At 72.6% G+C, this 14,423-nt stretch carries 10 protein-coding genes; 5 read left to right on the top strand and 5 right to left on the bottom strand.

The features are described from left to right. Positions 1 to 80: 80 nt before the first annotated feature. A complete protein-coding gene (locus tag ACIP93_RS12135) occupies positions 81 to 2,186 on the top strand; it encodes a TerD family protein (protein ID WP_401757742.1) in 2,106 nt (701 codons plus the stop codon). A gap of 316 nt (positions 2,187 to 2,502) precedes the next feature. Beyond that, the gene (locus ACIP93_RS12140) at positions 2,503 to 3,495 is read left to right on the top strand and encodes a TerC family protein (protein WP_345224074.1); all 993 of its coding nucleotides are present in this window, start codon (positions 2,503 to 2,505) and stop codon (positions 3,493 to 3,495) included. A gap of 124 nt (positions 3,496 to 3,619) precedes the next feature. Here the strand turns inward: ACIP93_RS12140 and ACIP93_RS12145 are convergent, their stop codons facing one another. The 4 genes from ACIP93_RS12145 to ACIP93_RS12160 all read right to left on the bottom strand — a co-directional run bounded on the left by ACIP93_RS12145 (position 3,620) and on the right by ACIP93_RS12160 (position 7,590). Next, entirely contained in the window at positions 3,620 to 4,924 is a 1,305-nt protein-coding gene (locus ACIP93_RS12145) for an MFS transporter (RefSeq protein ID WP_401757744.1), read from the bottom strand. Positions 4,925 to 5,106: 182 nt separating this feature from the next. Beyond that, complete coding sequence (locus ACIP93_RS12150; RefSeq protein ID WP_401757746.1) at positions 5,107 to 6,123, bottom strand: carcinine hydrolase/isopenicillin-N N-acyltransferase family protein; 1,017 nt, start codon at positions 6,121 to 6,123, stop codon at positions 5,107 to 5,109. 101 nt (positions 6,124 to 6,224) lie between these two features. Continuing rightward, entirely contained in the window at positions 6,225 to 6,881 is a 657-nt protein-coding gene (locus tag ACIP93_RS12155; RefSeq protein ID WP_401757748.1) for an MBL fold metallo-hydrolase, read from the bottom strand. A 22-nt stretch (positions 6,882 to 6,903) separates the two neighbouring features. Beyond that, positions 6,904 to 7,590 carry a maleylpyruvate isomerase family mycothiol-dependent enzyme gene (locus ACIP93_RS12160; protein ID WP_401757749.1) on the bottom strand — a complete coding sequence of 229 codons (687 nt, stop codon included), beginning with the start codon at positions 7,588 to 7,590 and terminating at the stop codon, positions 6,904 to 6,906. A gap of 251 nt (positions 7,591 to 7,841) precedes the next feature. Between ACIP93_RS12160 and uvrA the strand changes: the two genes are divergently transcribed. From uvrA to ACIP93_RS12175, 3 genes are all read left to right on the top strand, one after another. Continuing rightward, positions 7,842 to 10,838, top strand: a complete 2,997-nt coding sequence (gene uvrA, locus ACIP93_RS12165) for an excinuclease ABC subunit UvrA (protein ID WP_401757751.1) — start codon at positions 7,842 to 7,844, stop codon at positions 10,836 to 10,838. Between the two features lie 268 nt (positions 10,839 to 11,106). Next, positions 11,107 to 12,675, top strand: coding sequence for an alpha/beta hydrolase (locus ACIP93_RS12170; protein ID WP_401757753.1), 1,569 nt, complete (start codon positions 11,107 to 11,109; stop codon positions 12,673 to 12,675). A 149-nt stretch (positions 12,676 to 12,824) separates the two neighbouring features. Then, positions 12,825 to 13,256, top strand: a complete 432-nt coding sequence (locus ACIP93_RS12175; RefSeq protein ID WP_345224091.1) for a Rieske (2Fe-2S) protein — start codon at positions 12,825 to 12,827, stop codon at positions 13,254 to 13,256. 202 nt (positions 13,257 to 13,458) lie between these two features. Here the strand turns inward: ACIP93_RS12175 and ACIP93_RS12180 are convergent, their stop codons facing one another. After that, positions 13,459 to 14,412: a hypothetical protein gene (locus tag ACIP93_RS12180; RefSeq protein WP_345224093.1), complete on the bottom strand. Its 954-nt coding sequence runs from the start codon at positions 14,410 to 14,412 to the stop codon at positions 13,459 to 13,461. Positions 14,413 to 14,423: the final 11 nt, after the last annotated feature.

Below are 14,423 nucleotides of genomic sequence, written 5' to 3' on the forward strand. Positions count from 1 at the left end.
GCACGCGAGCGACGCGATCCACGCGACCGGCGCGTGCCGCGGATTTCAGTGACGAACACCGACGGTGGGGGAGACAGACCATGACGGCCGAGCTGGTCCGGGGGCAGAACCATCCGTTGCCCCAGGCCCGACTGGAGATCCGGATCTCGGCCGGTCAGCCGGTCGTCGCCGCAGCCACGCTCGTCGACGGGCAGGGCACCGTCCGGGGCGCCGAGTGGGTCGCCCACCCCGGCGCCCACCAGCTTCCCGGCCTGGAGGTGTCGCGGCAGGCCGCCGCCGACCACCGCCTCGCCGTGGACCTCGGCGCGCTCCCCGAAGAGGCGCACCGGGTGCACGTCCTGCTGGCGCTGCCCACCGCCGTCGGCTTCCCGGCCCGCTTCGGCGCGGTCGCCGCACCCTTCGTCGCCGTCACCGGACTCGACGGCGACGAGGTCGCCACCTTCACGCTGACCGGCCTGGACGCCGAGTCGGCCGTCGTCGCCCTGGAGCTCTACCGCCGCCAGGACGCCTGGAAGGTGCGGGCCGTCGGCCAGGGGTACGCGGGCGGCCTCGCCGCACTGCTCGCCGACCAGGGCCTGCCGCAGGCGGGCGACCTGGCCGCCGCCATCCAGGACGCCGTCGGCCGCGGCCTGGCCCGCTCGGTGGCCGCGCCCCCGCCCCGCACCGCCGAGGGCGACCGGGCCCGCCACGCCGCCCGGCAGGGGGCGGCCGCCCAGGACGGCGTGCGGACGAACCTGCCCGGCGGCGGCACCACGACGCCGCCCCAGGGCGCCGGGACCACCCCCGTACCACCGCCCGACGCCCCCCAGCCGCAGCCCGCCGCCCCGGACCTGCCCGGCCAGTCCGGTCCGCGGAGCACGCCGTCCGCCCCGGACCTGCCCCCGCAGTCCGGCCCGCAGAGCGCGCCGCCCCCGCCCGCCGCGCCGGCCCCCGGCGGGCCCATCGACTACAGCCACCCCCGCCGCCGGAAGCCGCCCGCGGCCACCCCGCCCCCGGGCGTCCCGCCCACCCCGCCGCCACCGCGCCCCGAGCCGTCGCAGCCGGGGCAGCCGCCGCGTCCCGTCGCGGGCGACGCCTCCGGCTGGTCGATGGAGGAGCGGCTCTACAACCAGGTCTGGGGCATGTTCGAGGACCTGGCCCGCACCGCCGCCGCCTACCGCAGCGCCGTCGACTTCGCCGAGTCCCGCATGGAGCAGGAGCTCGACAAGGTCCTCTCCGACCCGCGCAGCCGCATCGGCGGCACCGGCGACGCGGCCCGCGCGAGCGCCCGGGCCAAGCGCGACGCGCTGATCGAGCAGGCCCGTACCGTCCTGGACCGCGACGTGGCCCAGCTCATCGCCGAGTCCGAGGTCGTCGAGCCCGCGCTGCCGCCCGCCTTCGCCCGCTGGGACAACCCGGCCTGGCACGCCTACAAGGTGCCGATGGAGATCCCGATGGCCCTGCGCATCGGCGACCTGCACCTGCCCGAGCGCCCCGACCTGCACATTCCACTGCTCGTACGGCTGCCGCTGGAGCGCGGGCTGTGGATCGACGCGGGCCGCACGGGCTCCGAGGCCGCGATGACGATGGACACCGAACAACTGCGCCGCGTCGCCCTGGACACCGCCGTCGCGCACGCCGCGCGGCTGCTCGGCGCGTATCCGGCGGGCGAGTTCACCGTGCACGTCATCGACCCGGCGGGCGCCGCGTCCGCCGCGCTCGCGCCCCTGGTCAAGTCGGGCGTGCTGGCCGCGCCGCCGGCCGTGGGGCCGCAGGGCGTGACGGCCGTGCTGGCGCGCCTCACCGAGCGCGTGGACCTCGTGCAGATGGCGATCAGGGCGGGTGCGTCGGACGCGCTGCCGCCGCACCTGGACACGGCCGAGCAACTGCTGATCGTCAATGACTTCCCGCACGGCTTCGACGACCGGGCCGTCACCCAACTGCGCTACCTCGCCGACGAGGGCCCGTCCGTCGGCGTGCACCTGATGATGGTGGCCGACCGGGAGGACGCGAACGCCTACGGCCCGGTGCTCGACCCGCTGTGGCGTTCGCTGCTGCGCCTGACGCCGGTGCCGGACGCGCATCTGGCCGACCCGTGGGTCGGTCACGCCTGGACGTACGAACCGCTGCTCACCCCGCCGGGCAGTCAGGTGCTGTGGAACGTGCTGAGCCAGGTGGCGGCGGCCAGGCGGGCCTTCGGCCGCTGAGCGCCGCGGCCCCCGCCGCGGCGGGCGGCGGCGATCAGCGGCGGGGCCAGTGAGAGCGATGATCACACCGGCTGGATCACACCCCTGAACTGCGCTTTTGAGGAGCGTTTACCTTTCCCTTTACCTTCTCTTGGTGTTTCGGGTACTCTCGGACGTGCGGAGGGGAGTACTCCCGGCCTGCGATGTACCCGTCAATACGGACCGCCATCGGTCCCGGGGCATCGGCCCGGCGCACGCCAGAAGGCGGCTCGGGTGGAAGAGACCTCCGGCAGCGACGACGCTGATTGAGTTGCCGTAGCTATCTGCCGGAGGCGCAGTGGACGTTTCATTGAACACGTGGATCTTCACCATCCTGGCCCTCGCGGCCCTGATCGCGGTGGACTTCTTCATCGGGCGCAAGCCCCACGACGTATCCACCAAGGAAGCGGGCATCTGGACGGTCGTCTGGATCGCGCTGGCCGTGATCTTCGGCCTCGGCCTGCTGGTGGTCGGCCAGACCCAGGCCTCCGGAGAGTTCTTCGCGGGCTTCATCACCGAGAAGTCGTTGAGCGTCGACAACCTCTTCGTCTTCGTCCTGATCATGGCGAAGTTCTCGGTGCCCTCCCACCTCCAGCAGCGGGTGCTGCTGATCGGCGTACTGATCGCGCTGGTGCTGCGGGCGATCTTCATCGCGGCCGGCGCCGCGGTCATCGCGAACTTCTCGTGGGTCTTCTACATCTTCGGCGCGTTCCTCATCTACACCGCCTGGAAGCTCATCCAGGAGGCGCGTGCCGGTGAGGAGGCGGAGGCCCCCGAGGACAACGTCCTGCTGAAGAAGATCGAGAAGAAGTTCGGCGTCGCCGACCAGTACCACGGCACGAAGCTCTTCATCCAGCGCAACGGCAAGCGCATCCTGACGCCGCTCATGGTCGTCATGCTCGCCATCGGCATGACCGACGTGCTGTTCGCCCTGGACTCGATCCCGGCGATCTTCGGCCTCACCCAGGACCCGTACATCGTCTTCACCGCCAACGCCTTCGCGCTGATGGGTCTGCGCCAGCTCTACTTCCTGATCGGCGGCCTGCTCAAGAAGCTGGTCCACCTCAGCTACGGCCTGTCGGTGATCCTCGGCTTCATCGGCGTCAAGCTGGTGCTGCACGCCCTGCACGAGAACGGTGTGCACGTCCCGGAGATCTCCATCGCGGTCTCGCTGTCCGTCATCTGCGCCGTCCTGGTCGTCACGACGATCACCAGCCTGATCGCGAACAAGAAGCGGGAGGCGGCCGAGGCCGCCGCCGCGAAGGACGACAAGGCTCCGATCGAGTCCTGAGCCGGGCCGGGACACCGGTCCCGGCTCCAGGGCCCGTACGAGAGGCCGAGGGGACGGCGTGCATGCCGTCCCCTCCGCCTTTTCCTCCTCGCGGGTACGGTGCGCGGGGCCGTTGCCCACCGCGTCAGGCGGGTGCGGCCCCCTCCGCCTCCGCGCCCCTCGCCTCCGCCGCCCGCACCGACGCCGGCCGCGTCTCCGGCAGCAGGGCGAAGCAGCCCAGGCTCACCACCGCCGCCCCTGTCAGGTACGCCGCCACGCCCCACGGCGGACCCTCCCCGGAGGACGACACCGCCGTCGCCACGATCGGCGTGAGCGCACCGCCGAACACCCCGGCGAGGTTGTAGCCCAGCGCCGCACCCGTGCACCGCACCCGGGGCGCGTACAACTCCGGCAGATACGCGCCGATCACCGAGAACATCGCCGCGAACGACACCGACCCGCCCAGGAAGCCCAGGAACATCCACAGCGGCTGCCCCGTGGCCAGCAGCGCCGTCATCGGGAACGTCCACACGGCGCTGAGCGCGCACCCGGCCAGGCACATCGGCCGCCGCCCCACCCGGTCGCCGAGCACCGCGGCGAGCGGGATCAGCGGCCCCTTGAGCACCACGGCCGCCATGACGCAGCCGAGCATGACGGTGCGGTCCACGCCCAGGCGCTCGGTGCCGTACGCCAGCGACCAGGTCGACATCGTGTAGACCAGCGCGTACCCGAGGGAGAGCGCCCCGGCCGTCAGCAGCACCAGCCGCCAGTGGTCGCGCACCACCTCGGCGAACGGCGCGCCCGCGCGCTCGCCCTTCGAGGCCAGGTCCCGGAAGTCCGGCGTCTCCGCCAGCGAGGAGCGCAGCAGCAGCCCGGCCGCGGCGAGCACGCCCGCCGCCCAGAACGGCACCCGCCACCCCCACGCGGTGAACTGCGCGTCCGACAGCACCGCCGACATCGCCAGCATCACGCCGTTGGCCAGCAGGAACCCGATCGAGGGCCCGGTCTGCGGAAAGCTCGCCCACAGGGCCCGCCGGTGCGGCGGCGCGTGCTCCACGGTGAGCAGCACCGCCCCGCCCCACTCGCCGCCGAGCCCGAGTCCCTGGAGGAAGCGCAGCAGGATCAGCAGCACCGGCGCGAGGATGCCGATCGTGTCGTACGTCGGCAGACAGCCGACCGCCACCGTCGCCGCCCCGGTGAGGATCAGCGAGGAGAACAGCACGGGCCTGCGGCCGAGACGGTCGCCCATGTGCCCGAAGAGGACCGCGCCGACCGGGCGGGCGACGAACCCGACCCCGAAGGTGCCGAAGGCCGCGAGCGTGCCGGCCAGGGGGGAGAAGGAGGGGAAGAAGAGGGGGCCGAGGACGAGGGCCGCTGCGGTGCCGTAGAGGGCGAAGTCGTAGAACTCGATGGCCGTCCCGGCGAGCGAGGCGGTCGCGAGCCGGAGCATGGAGGGACCGCCCGTCCGGGAGGCACGGGAGGCACGGGACGTCCGGGCCGGTGATCGTGAAGCGCGCATGCGGCCGTCGCTACCCGGGGCGCCGCGCCCTCAAGAGGCGCGCGGCACTAGTCGTACCGGTTCACCGGGAAAATCACCCGGACAGGCCCCGGCCCGGCCCCCGGCGCCGGCCCTCACTCCATGGGCAGCGTGAACTCGTGCCGCTTTCCCCAGCGTTGCCCCGTCACCAGCGTCACCCTGCCGGTCTTCAGGCCGTAGACCACGGACCACTGCGTGTGCGGCTGCGCGACGGAGCGCAGCAGCTCCAGGGAGCCGTCGGTGTCCAGCACCCCCCTGGCGGCGTCGAGCGTCTTCGCGGCGGTCCCGTACCGCGCGTCGTTGCGGCGCTCGGCGGCCGGGGTGCCGGCGAAGGTGAAGTTGACCGCGCCGTTCCACGGCTGCCTGCCGCGCTCGGCGACCACGTTCCTGCCGCCGACCAGCTCGACCACGGCGGAGTCGCCGGTGGCGTCGGCGAGAAAGTAGTGCAGCGGCGGACTGTCGGTGAAGTCCAGTTCGTACTGGTCGAAGAGGCGGAGCGCCTCGGCGACGGTGGCCGCCTTGTCGAGGGCGATGCGCTGGATCCGCGTACTGCCCACCCGGGTGCCGCCCCTGGGCCCGTCGGCGCGGTCCACGGAGGCGAAGCCCACCGCGAGGCCCTTGCTGTTCATGCCGTCGAAGGGCAGCAACGGGGCCTGGAGCAGGGCCCGTCTGCCGCGCGCCGTCGTGAAGTCGGCGGCGGAGCCGAGGCCGAGGTAGGAGGTGTCGACGACGGACACCGAGGCGTAGCCGTCCGGCGGGTCGGTGAACAGGAGCAGCGCGGGGCCGTGCCGCCAGTCGAAGTTCCGCGCGAACTGCGGGTCGTTCCGGTCGCCGTTGGCGAAGAACAGCGAGCACCCGAAGTCCGGCCGCCGCTCCACCCGCACCGCGCGCAGCCGCTCGTAGGCGCCCTCGAAGCGCAGGTGCCACAGCGGGTGGTCGTCCACCTGGCGCAGGGACTTCAGCTTCGCCTCGTCCCCGGCGGAGAGCCCTCCGCCGGACGCCGGCCGCGAAGTGCCCGGGGACCTCGCGGACGCACCCGGGTCCGCGCATCCGGACAGCAGGACTGCCAGGGCGAGGAACGGGGCGGCGACGGCGGCGCGGGGCTTCTTCATGGCTCGGCCCTCCCTTTCCTCCACTGTCCGCGCGGAACAGCGGCGTCCGGGAGGGCCGTGCGGTCACGAGTGCGTGACGGTGCGGAGCCGTCCGCCAGGGGCTACCAGCCGCGCTCGCGCCACTCCCGCAGGTGCGGGCGCTCGTCCCCGAGCGTGGTGTCGTCGCCGTGCCCCGGGTAGACCCAGGACTCGTCCGGCAGCGGGGCGAAGACCTTCGCCTCGACGTCGTCGAGCAGCGAGACGAAGGCGGCCGCGTCGCCGAAGGTGTTGCCCACGCCGCCCGGGAAGAGGCAGTCGCCGGTGAAGACGTGCGGGTGGCCGTGCGGGTCGTCGTACACGAGGACGACGCTGCCCGGGGTGTGCCCGACGATGTGCCGCGCGGTCAGCTCCACCCGCCCCACCCGCACGATGTCGCCGTCCTCCAGCAGGGTGTCGGTGGGCACCTCGATGCCCTCCGCGTCGTACCGCCCGGCGAGCGTGCGCGCACCGGTGGCGGCGACCACCTCGGCGAGGGCCTGCCAGTGGTCGCCGTGCCGGTGCGTGGTGACGACGGAGGCGATCGAGTCGTCGCCGATCAGCGACAGCAGGGTGTGCGGCTCGGCCGCGGCGTCGATCAGCATCTGCTCGCCGGTGTCCCGGCAGCGCAGCAGATACGCGTTGTTATTCATCGACCCGACCGCGACCTTGGAGATCATCAGGTCCTTGAGCTCGTGCACGTCCGCAGGTCCGCCGACCTTCACCGCTCCGCTGTACGTCATACCGGGCAGCCTATAGCGGCCGTCACAGCGGCGGCAGTACGGGCAGGGCCCCGCCGGTGACGGTGAGCGCCCCGCCGTCGCGGCGGCCCGCCAGCCAGCCCACGAGGTCGGGTGCGGCGCCCTCGACGGAGACGTGCTCCTCCAGTCCGCCGCCCGTGGTCCACACCCGGCCCGCCCGGTCCTTCAGGCCGATCGACGGCAGTTGCGCGTGCCGTCCGAAGCGGTCGGCGAGGAACTCGATCTCGCGCTGCACGAACTCCTCGGGCAGGTCCTCCAGCTCGTAGCCGATCCCGAGGTCCACATGGTGCAGCTCGATCTCGATCAGCCGCCGGAACGGAATGCGCGACGCCGCGTCCGTGACGCCGTTGCGCAGCTCGACGGTGCGGCTCCAGTCGTCGTACGCCTCGGCCGCCCGGCGGAAGCCGTCGGCGGTCGCGCGGACGTCGTCGAGCTGCACGTCCAGGGGGCGCGGGGCGTCGCGCTCGATGTCCGCGTCGCGGCCCTCGGCGCTGACGTACATGGGGCGGCCGGCGAGGACGTTCTGGAGGGCGTCCCCGTTGCGGGCGAGGTGCGCCAGCACATGACCGCGGCTCCAGCCGGGCAGGCGGGAGGGCAGGGCGACGGCGTCGTCGTCCAGGGCGGCGGCGTCGGCGAGCAGGCGGTCCGTGGCATCGCTCAGCAGGGCCAGATCGTGCGCATGATCATTCATGAGGCAGACGATAGGCGGCCGCGCAAGGCGCGACCACTCGTTCGGGTGAAGCCGATGCCATGTGGCCAATAATCGAATGTACGTGCTATACGCTCGAAGGGAACATCCGAGCCCGCCGTCGCCGTTGAAAGGAACGGTGCCCGAGGGCTCGGCGTCCTCTGTGGCACAGGGGACCGCCCGTACGGGCACCCCCGTCTCAGCAGCCTGCTTCTCGGCACCCTGCTTTCTTCTCCAGAAAGGTGCGAACCGGCGTGGCCGACCGTCTCATCGTTCGTGGCGCTCGCGAGCACAACCTCAAGAACGTCTCGCTGGACCTCCCCCGCGACTCCCTCATCGTCTTCACGGGACTCTCCGGTTCGGGCAAGTCCTCCCTCGCGTTCGACACGATCTTCGCCGAGGGGCAGCGCCGCTACGTCGAGTCGCTCTCCTCCTACGCGCGGCAGTTCCTCGGCCAGATGGACAAGCCGGACGTGGACTTCATCGAAGGTCTCTCGCCCGCCGTCTCCATCGACCAGAAGTCGACCTCGCGCAACCCGCGCTCGACGGTCGGCACCATCACCGAGGTCTACGACTACCTCCGCCTGCTCTTCGCCCGCATCGGCAAGCCGCACTGTCCCGAGTGCGGCCGCCCGATCGCCCGGCAGTCGCCGCAGGCCATCGTCGACAAGGTGCTGGAGCTGCCGGAGGGCAGCCGCTTCCAGGTGCTGTCGCCGCTGGTGCGCGAGCGCAAGGGCGAGTTCGTGGACCTCTTCGCCGAGCTCCAGACCAAGGGGTACAGCCGTGCCCGGGTCGACGGCGAGACCGTCCAGCTCAGCGAGCCGCCCACGCTCAAGAAGCAGGAGAAGCACACGATCGAGGTGGTCATCGACCGCCTCACCGTGAAGGGGAGCGCCAAGCGCCGCCTCACGGACTCCGTGGAGACCGCCCTCGGGCTCTCCGGCGGCATGGTGATCCTCGACTTCGTCGACCTCGACGCGGACGACCCCGACCGCGAGCGGATGTACTCCGAGCACCTGTACTGCACGTACGACGACCTGTCGTTCGAGGAGCTGGAGCCGCGCTCCTTCTCCTTCAACTCGCCCTTCGGCGCCTGCCCCGACTGCTCCGGCATCGGTACGCGCATGGAGGTCGACCCCGAGCTGATCGTCCCCGACCCGGAGAAGTCCCTCGACGAGGGCGCCATCCACCCCTGGTCGCACGGACACACCAAGGACTACTTCGCCCGGCTGGTCAACGCCCTCGCGAGCGAGCTCGGCTTCAGCACGTCGATGGCGTGGGCGGGCCTGCCGCAGCGCGCCAGGAAGGCGCTGCTCCACGGCCACAAGACGCAGATCGAGGTCCGCTACCGCAACCGCTACGGCCGCGAGCGCGCGTACACCACCTCCTTCGAGGGCGCGCTGCCGTTCGTGAAGCGGCGGCACGCGGAGTCCGACAGCGACTCCAGCCGCGAGCGCTTCGAGGGCTACATGCGGGAGGTGCCCTGCCCCACCTGCCAGGGCACGCGCCTCAAGCCGCTGATCCTCGCGGTCACGGTGATGGAGAAGTCCATCGCCGAGGTCTCCTCGATGTCGATCAGCGAGTGCGCCGACTTCCTCGCGCAGCTCACGCTGAACGACCGGGACAAGGTGATCGCCGAGCGCGTCCTCAAGGAGGTCAACGAGCGGCTGCGCTTCCTGGTCGACGTGGGCCTGGACTACCTGTCGCTGAACCGCCCGGCGGGCTCCCTGTCCGGCGGCGAGGCCCAGCGCATCCGGCTCGCCACCCAGATCGGGTCGGGCCTGGTGGGCGTGCTGTACGTCCTGGACGAGCCGTCCATCGGCCTGCACCAGCGTGACAACCACCGCCTCATCGAGACGCTGGTGCGCCTGCGCGACATGGGCAACACCCTCATCGTCGTCGAGCACGACGAGGACACGATGAAGGTCGCCGACTGGATCGTCGACATCGGCCCCGGTGCCGGCGAGCACGGCGGGAACGTCGTGCACAGCGGCTCCCTGAAGGGCCTGCTGGCCAACAAGGAGTCGATCACCGGGCAGTACCTGTCCGGCAAGCGGGCCATTCCGACTCCGGACGTACGCCGTCCCATCGACCCGGCGCGCCACCTCACGGTGCACGGGGCGCGGGAGAACAACCTGCGGGACATCGACGTCACCTTCCCGCTGGGCGTGCTGACCGCCGTCACCGGTGTCTCGGGTTCCGGCAAGTCGACGCTGGTCAACGACATCCTCTACACGCATCTGGCGCGCGAGCTGAACGGCGCGCGCAGCGTTCCGGGCCGCCACACCCGGGTGGAGGGCGACGAGCTCCTCGACAAGGTCGTGCACGTCGACCAGTCGCCGATCGGCCGCACCCCGCGGTCCAACCCGGCGACGTACACCGGAGTCTTCGACAAGATCCGCAAGCTGTTCGCGGAGACGACGGAGGCGAAGGTCCGGGGCTACCAGCAGGGCCGGTTCTCCTTCAACGTCAAGGGCGGCCGCTGCGAGAACTGCTCCGGCGACGGCACCATCAAGATCGAGATGAACTTCCTGCCGGACGTCTACGTCCCGTGCGAGGTGTGCCACGGCGCGCGGTACAACCGCGAGACGCTCGAAGTGCACTACAAGGGCAAGAACATCGCCGAGGTGCTCAACATGCCGATCGAGGAGGCGCTGGCGTTCTTCGAGCCGGTCACCTCGATCGCCCGGTACCTCCAGACCCTGAACGAGGTCGGTCTCGGGTACGTACGCCTCGGACAGGCCGCGACCACGCTCTCCGGCGGCGAGGCGCAGCGCGTCAAGCTGGCGGCGGAGCTCCAGAAGCGGTCGTCGGGGCGGAGCGTCTACATCCTGGACGAGCCGACCACCGGTCTGCACTTCGAGGACATCAGCAAGCTCATCAAGATCCTTGAGGGGCTCGTCGAGAAGGGGAACTCGGTGATCGTCATCGAGCACAACCTCGACGTCATCAAGACCGCCGACTGGGTCGTGGACATGGGCCCCGAGGGCGGCAAGGGCGGCGGCCTGGTCGTCGCCGAGGGAACGCCGGAGGAGGTGGCGGGCGTGCCCGCCAGCCACACCGGGAAGTTCCTGCGGGACATCCTCGACCCGAGCCGGATCAGCGACGCCTCGCCGGCGGGGGCGGGGCGGAAGAAGGCCGCCGCGAAGAAGCCGGCCGCCAGGAAGACGGCGGCGAAGAAGGCCGCGGCGCCGGCGAAGAAGGCTGCCGCCCCGGCGAAGAAGGCCACCGCGAGGGCTCGCAAGGCCTGATCCTTCCCGGTCGTACGGTGCTCGGGCGCGGGCCCGGGGGTCCCTTCGGGGGCTCCCGGGCCCGTTCTGCTGTTCCGGCACGGGGGTCCCGTGCGCGCGTCGGCGCGGGTGCGCCGTGGTCGCCCGTGCGGTTCCCCGCGCCCCTGACGGGGCGCTCCTTGCCCGCGGCCGCCCCCGGGGCCCTGGGGCACGCCTTCGCCGCGCTGCGTGCCGTCGTCGGTGCTCATAGGCTGATTCCGGGGGCCCGCCTCGCGAAAGGCACACCCGGATGCACCCACGCCGCACCGCGACCGCCCTCACCTGCACCGCCCTCCTGCTCGCCGCGAACACCGCCGTCGCCGCCGACACCGCCCCCGACCTCGCCCGCTTCTACGAGCAGAAGCTCACCTGGGGCGACTGTGCCGCCGAGGAGCAGCCCCGGGGCGGCACCGCCCTCAAGGGCATGGAGTGCTCCCGCCTCACCGTCCCGATCGACTACGCGAAACCGGACCTCGGCACCCTCGCCCTCGCCGTCGGCCGCTACCGCGCCACCGGCGCGGACACCGGCCGCAAGGGCTCCCTCGTGTTCAACTTCGGCGGCCCCGGCACCTCCGGCGTGACCACGCTGGCCGAGGCCAGGGACACGTACGGGAGCCTGGGCAGGCGTTACGACCTGGTCAGTTTCGACCCCCGGGGGGTGGGGCGGAGTTCGCCCGTCGACTGCGGCAAGGAGGCCGAGGAGGAGTTGGCGGAGGGCGACGGCGCCCCGCGGACGCCGTCCGGCGACCGGCGGCTCGACGCCGGCGCGCTGGTCAAGGAGGCCGAGGCCGTCGCCGCCGCCTGCGCCCGGCACACCGGCGAGCTGCTGCCGCACGTCGGCACCGTCAACGTCTCCCGCGACCTGGACGTCCTGCGGCAGGCGCTGGGCGAGCGGAAGCTGAACTACATGGGCATCTCCTACGGGACCCGGCTCGGCTCGGTGTACGCGGCCCAGTTCCCCGACCGGTCCGGGCGGCTCGTCCTGGACGCCGTGGACACCCTCACCGAGAGCTCCCGGGTCTCCGGGCTCCACCAGGCCCGCGCCTTCCAGCAGGCCTTCGACACCTTCCTGGCGACCTGCGCCGAGCGGTACCCGGAGGACTGCCCGCTCGGCGGCACCGTCGCGGACGCCACCCGCACCGTGGACCGGGTCGTCGCCTCCCTCTCCGAAGCCCCGCTGAAGGCCCCGGACGGAACCGCGTTCACCGTGGCGGACCTGCGCGGCGCGATGAGCATGTCCATGTACGTCCCCCAGGCCTGGGGCGCGCTCGCGTTCGGCATCGCGGAGATCGACCGGAACCGCGACCCCTCGGTCCTCGTCGAACTCAACGAACTCGCCGACGCGCCCGGCAACGCCGACGAAGCCATTCTGGCCGTCAACTGCGCCGACGACCCCGACCGCACGCCCCTCACCGAGGAGGAACTCGCCGCAGCGGAGAAGGAGTTCGACCAGGCGTCCCCCGACTTCGGCCGCGACATGGTCGGCGGCGCGTTCTCCTGCACCGGCTGGCCCGCGGGCACGGACTACATCCGGAAGCTGGAGAACATCAGCGGCCCCGAGGTCCTGCTGATCGGCACCAGGGGCGACCCCGCCACCCCGTACCGGTGGACCGAGGAGACCGCGAAGCGGCTCGGCAAGGCGGTCGTGCTGCGGTACGAGGGGGAGGGCCACGGCGCGTACGCCAATTCCCCGTGCGTCCGCGAGAAGGCGGATGCCTATCTGGTCGACGGCACCCTCCCGGACGACGGGACGTCCTGCCCCGCGGTGCCGCCCGGCGTGCCGGACCAGGACCTTCCGGAGACCCTGCCGGATGCCTGACGCGTTCGCGTCAGCCGTGGTCCGGCGTGCTCCCCGGCGCACCGTCCCCATCCGCCCCGCGGGTATCGTCGATGCGGCACCGCGCACCGCCGCCCGCCCGCGGCCGCGCGATGCCGCCGCCCGCCCGCACCGCACCCGTGGAGAGCCCCATGTCCGGCATCCCGTCCGCCGCCCGCCGCACCGTCCTCAAGGGCGTCGCCCTCGCCGGGGCCGCCGGGCTCGGCGCCGCCGCCTGCTCCACCGAGTCCAAGCTCGGGCACGCCCAGACGCCGACCCCGACGGCGCCGCTCGACCTCGGCGACCCGGCGGCGGTGCCGGTCGGCGGCTCCAAGCTGTACAGGGAGCAGCGCGTCGTCGTGAGCTGCCCCAAGAAGGGCGAGTACAAGGCGTTCAGCGCCCAGTGCACCCACGCGGGCTGCGAGCTCGACCGGGTCGAGGGCAACGAGGGCAACTGCCCCTGCCACGGCAGCCGCTTCGACACCACCACCGGCCAGGCGCTCAAGGGCCCCGCCACCGCGCCGCTGCCGGCCGTCCCGGTCAAGGTCAAGGACGGCAAGCTGATCGCGGGCCCGGACGCCTGAACCGGTCGCAGCCGGTCACCTCCCGGGGACCGCACCCGTCCGATCCGGTCGCCCGAACCGGCCGCGGCCGGTCACTTCCCGGGGACCGCATCCGTCCGATCCGGTCGCCCGAACCGGTCGCAGTCGGTCACTTCCCGGCAGCCCGAACCGATCACGTCCGGTCGCCTCACAGGGCCCTGAACCGATCAGAAACGGTCTGGAGCTACTCCCAGTCCCAGTCGACCCCCAGATTCCCCGGCCGCACCCCCTGCTCCACGAAGTGCACCGTGCCGTGCCGCCCGCTCAGCGTCAGATCCTGCCGCCCCACCCTCGGCGACCCGGCCGACGCCTGGGCGAAGCGGCGGCACCGCACCGGCAGCGCCCGCTCGTCGAAGCGCACCTGGAGCACGTACTGCCCGCCCGCGAAGCGGAAACCGCGCACGTACTCCACGCAGGTCCCGCCGGTGCCGTCCTCGAAGCCGTACGCGAAGAAGTACGTGTCCCCGGCCCGCAGCCGCGCGTCGAACAGCATCTCCGCGACGACGAGCCCGCTCTCCCGGTGCCACCGCACCCGCCCGGTACGGCAGTTGTCCCCGGCCCGCACCCGCACCCGGGACGGGTCGCAGCCCGGGTCGCCGTGGTGCACCGCCAGATAGCGGTCCACGCCGTCCCGGTGCGCCCGCACCACGTGCTGGGAGTCGCGCCCCACCAGCTCCCGGCCGGGCCCGATGCGCACCCGCTCCTGATGGCCGACGGTGTGCAGACCGCCGTCCACCGGCGACTCCAGTTCCGCCAGCAGCATCTCCACCGAGCCCGACGCCTCCACCAGGGCCCGGTACGCACGGCCCTGGGGCCGCTCGCCCTCCGCCCCCTCCGCCACCAGCAGCCGGATCAGCGACTCGGCCGGCAGCCCCAGCACCCCCTCCAGCTCCCGCACCGCGCGCAGCGATTCCGGCCGCTGGGGCCGGCGCGCCCCCTGCTGCCAGTAGCTGAGGCTGGTCACCCCGACGGTGATGCCCCGCCCCGCCAGGTGGTGGCGGACGCGTTGCAACGGCAGCCCGCGCAGTTGCAGGGCCGCCCGCAGCGCCAGGTGGAAGGGCCCGGTCCGCAGCAACTGCTCCAGATCGGCCCGCGCCGGTACGAGGTCGTCGGCTTCCGGTGTCGGGTGCTGCCGCATCACGGCTCCTC

Source organism: Streptomyces sp. NPDC088745, assembly GCF_044751045.1.
Classification (GTDB): domain Bacteria; phylum Actinomycetota; class Actinomycetes; order Streptomycetales; family Streptomycetaceae; genus Streptomyces; species Streptomyces cremeus.

What these genes read in the sequence shown, in the direction of transcription:
- ACIP93_RS12135 (WP_401757742.1), top strand. Translation starts at nt 81, where the DNA reads ATGACGGCCGAGCTGGTCCGGGGGCAGAACCATCCGTTGCCCCAGGCC.
- ACIP93_RS12160 (WP_401757749.1), bottom strand. Translation starts at nt 7,590, where the DNA reads ATGAATGATCATGCGCACGATCTGGCCCTGCTGAGCGATGCCACGGAC.
- ACIP93_RS12180 (WP_345224093.1), bottom strand. Translation starts at nt 14,412, where the DNA reads ATGCGGCAGCACCCGACACCGGAAGCCGACGACCTCGTACCGGCGCGG.
- ACIP93_RS12170 (WP_401757753.1), top strand. Translation starts at nt 11,107, where the DNA reads ATGCACCCACGCCGCACCGCGACCGCCCTCACCTGCACCGCCCTCCTG.
- ACIP93_RS12145 (WP_401757744.1), bottom strand. Translation starts at nt 4,924, where the DNA reads ATGCTCCGGCTCGCGACCGCCTCGCTCGCCGGGACGGCCATCGAGTTC.
- ACIP93_RS12175 (WP_345224091.1), top strand. Translation starts at nt 12,825, where the DNA reads ATGTCCGGCATCCCGTCCGCCGCCCGCCGCACCGTCCTCAAGGGCGTC.
- ACIP93_RS12155 (WP_401757748.1), bottom strand. Translation starts at nt 6,881, where the DNA reads ATGACGTACAGCGGAGCGGTGAAGGTCGGCGGACCTGCGGACGTGCAC.
- ACIP93_RS12150 (WP_401757746.1), bottom strand. Translation starts at nt 6,123, where the DNA reads ATGAAGAAGCCCCGCGCCGCCGTCGCCGCCCCGTTCCTCGCCCTGGCA.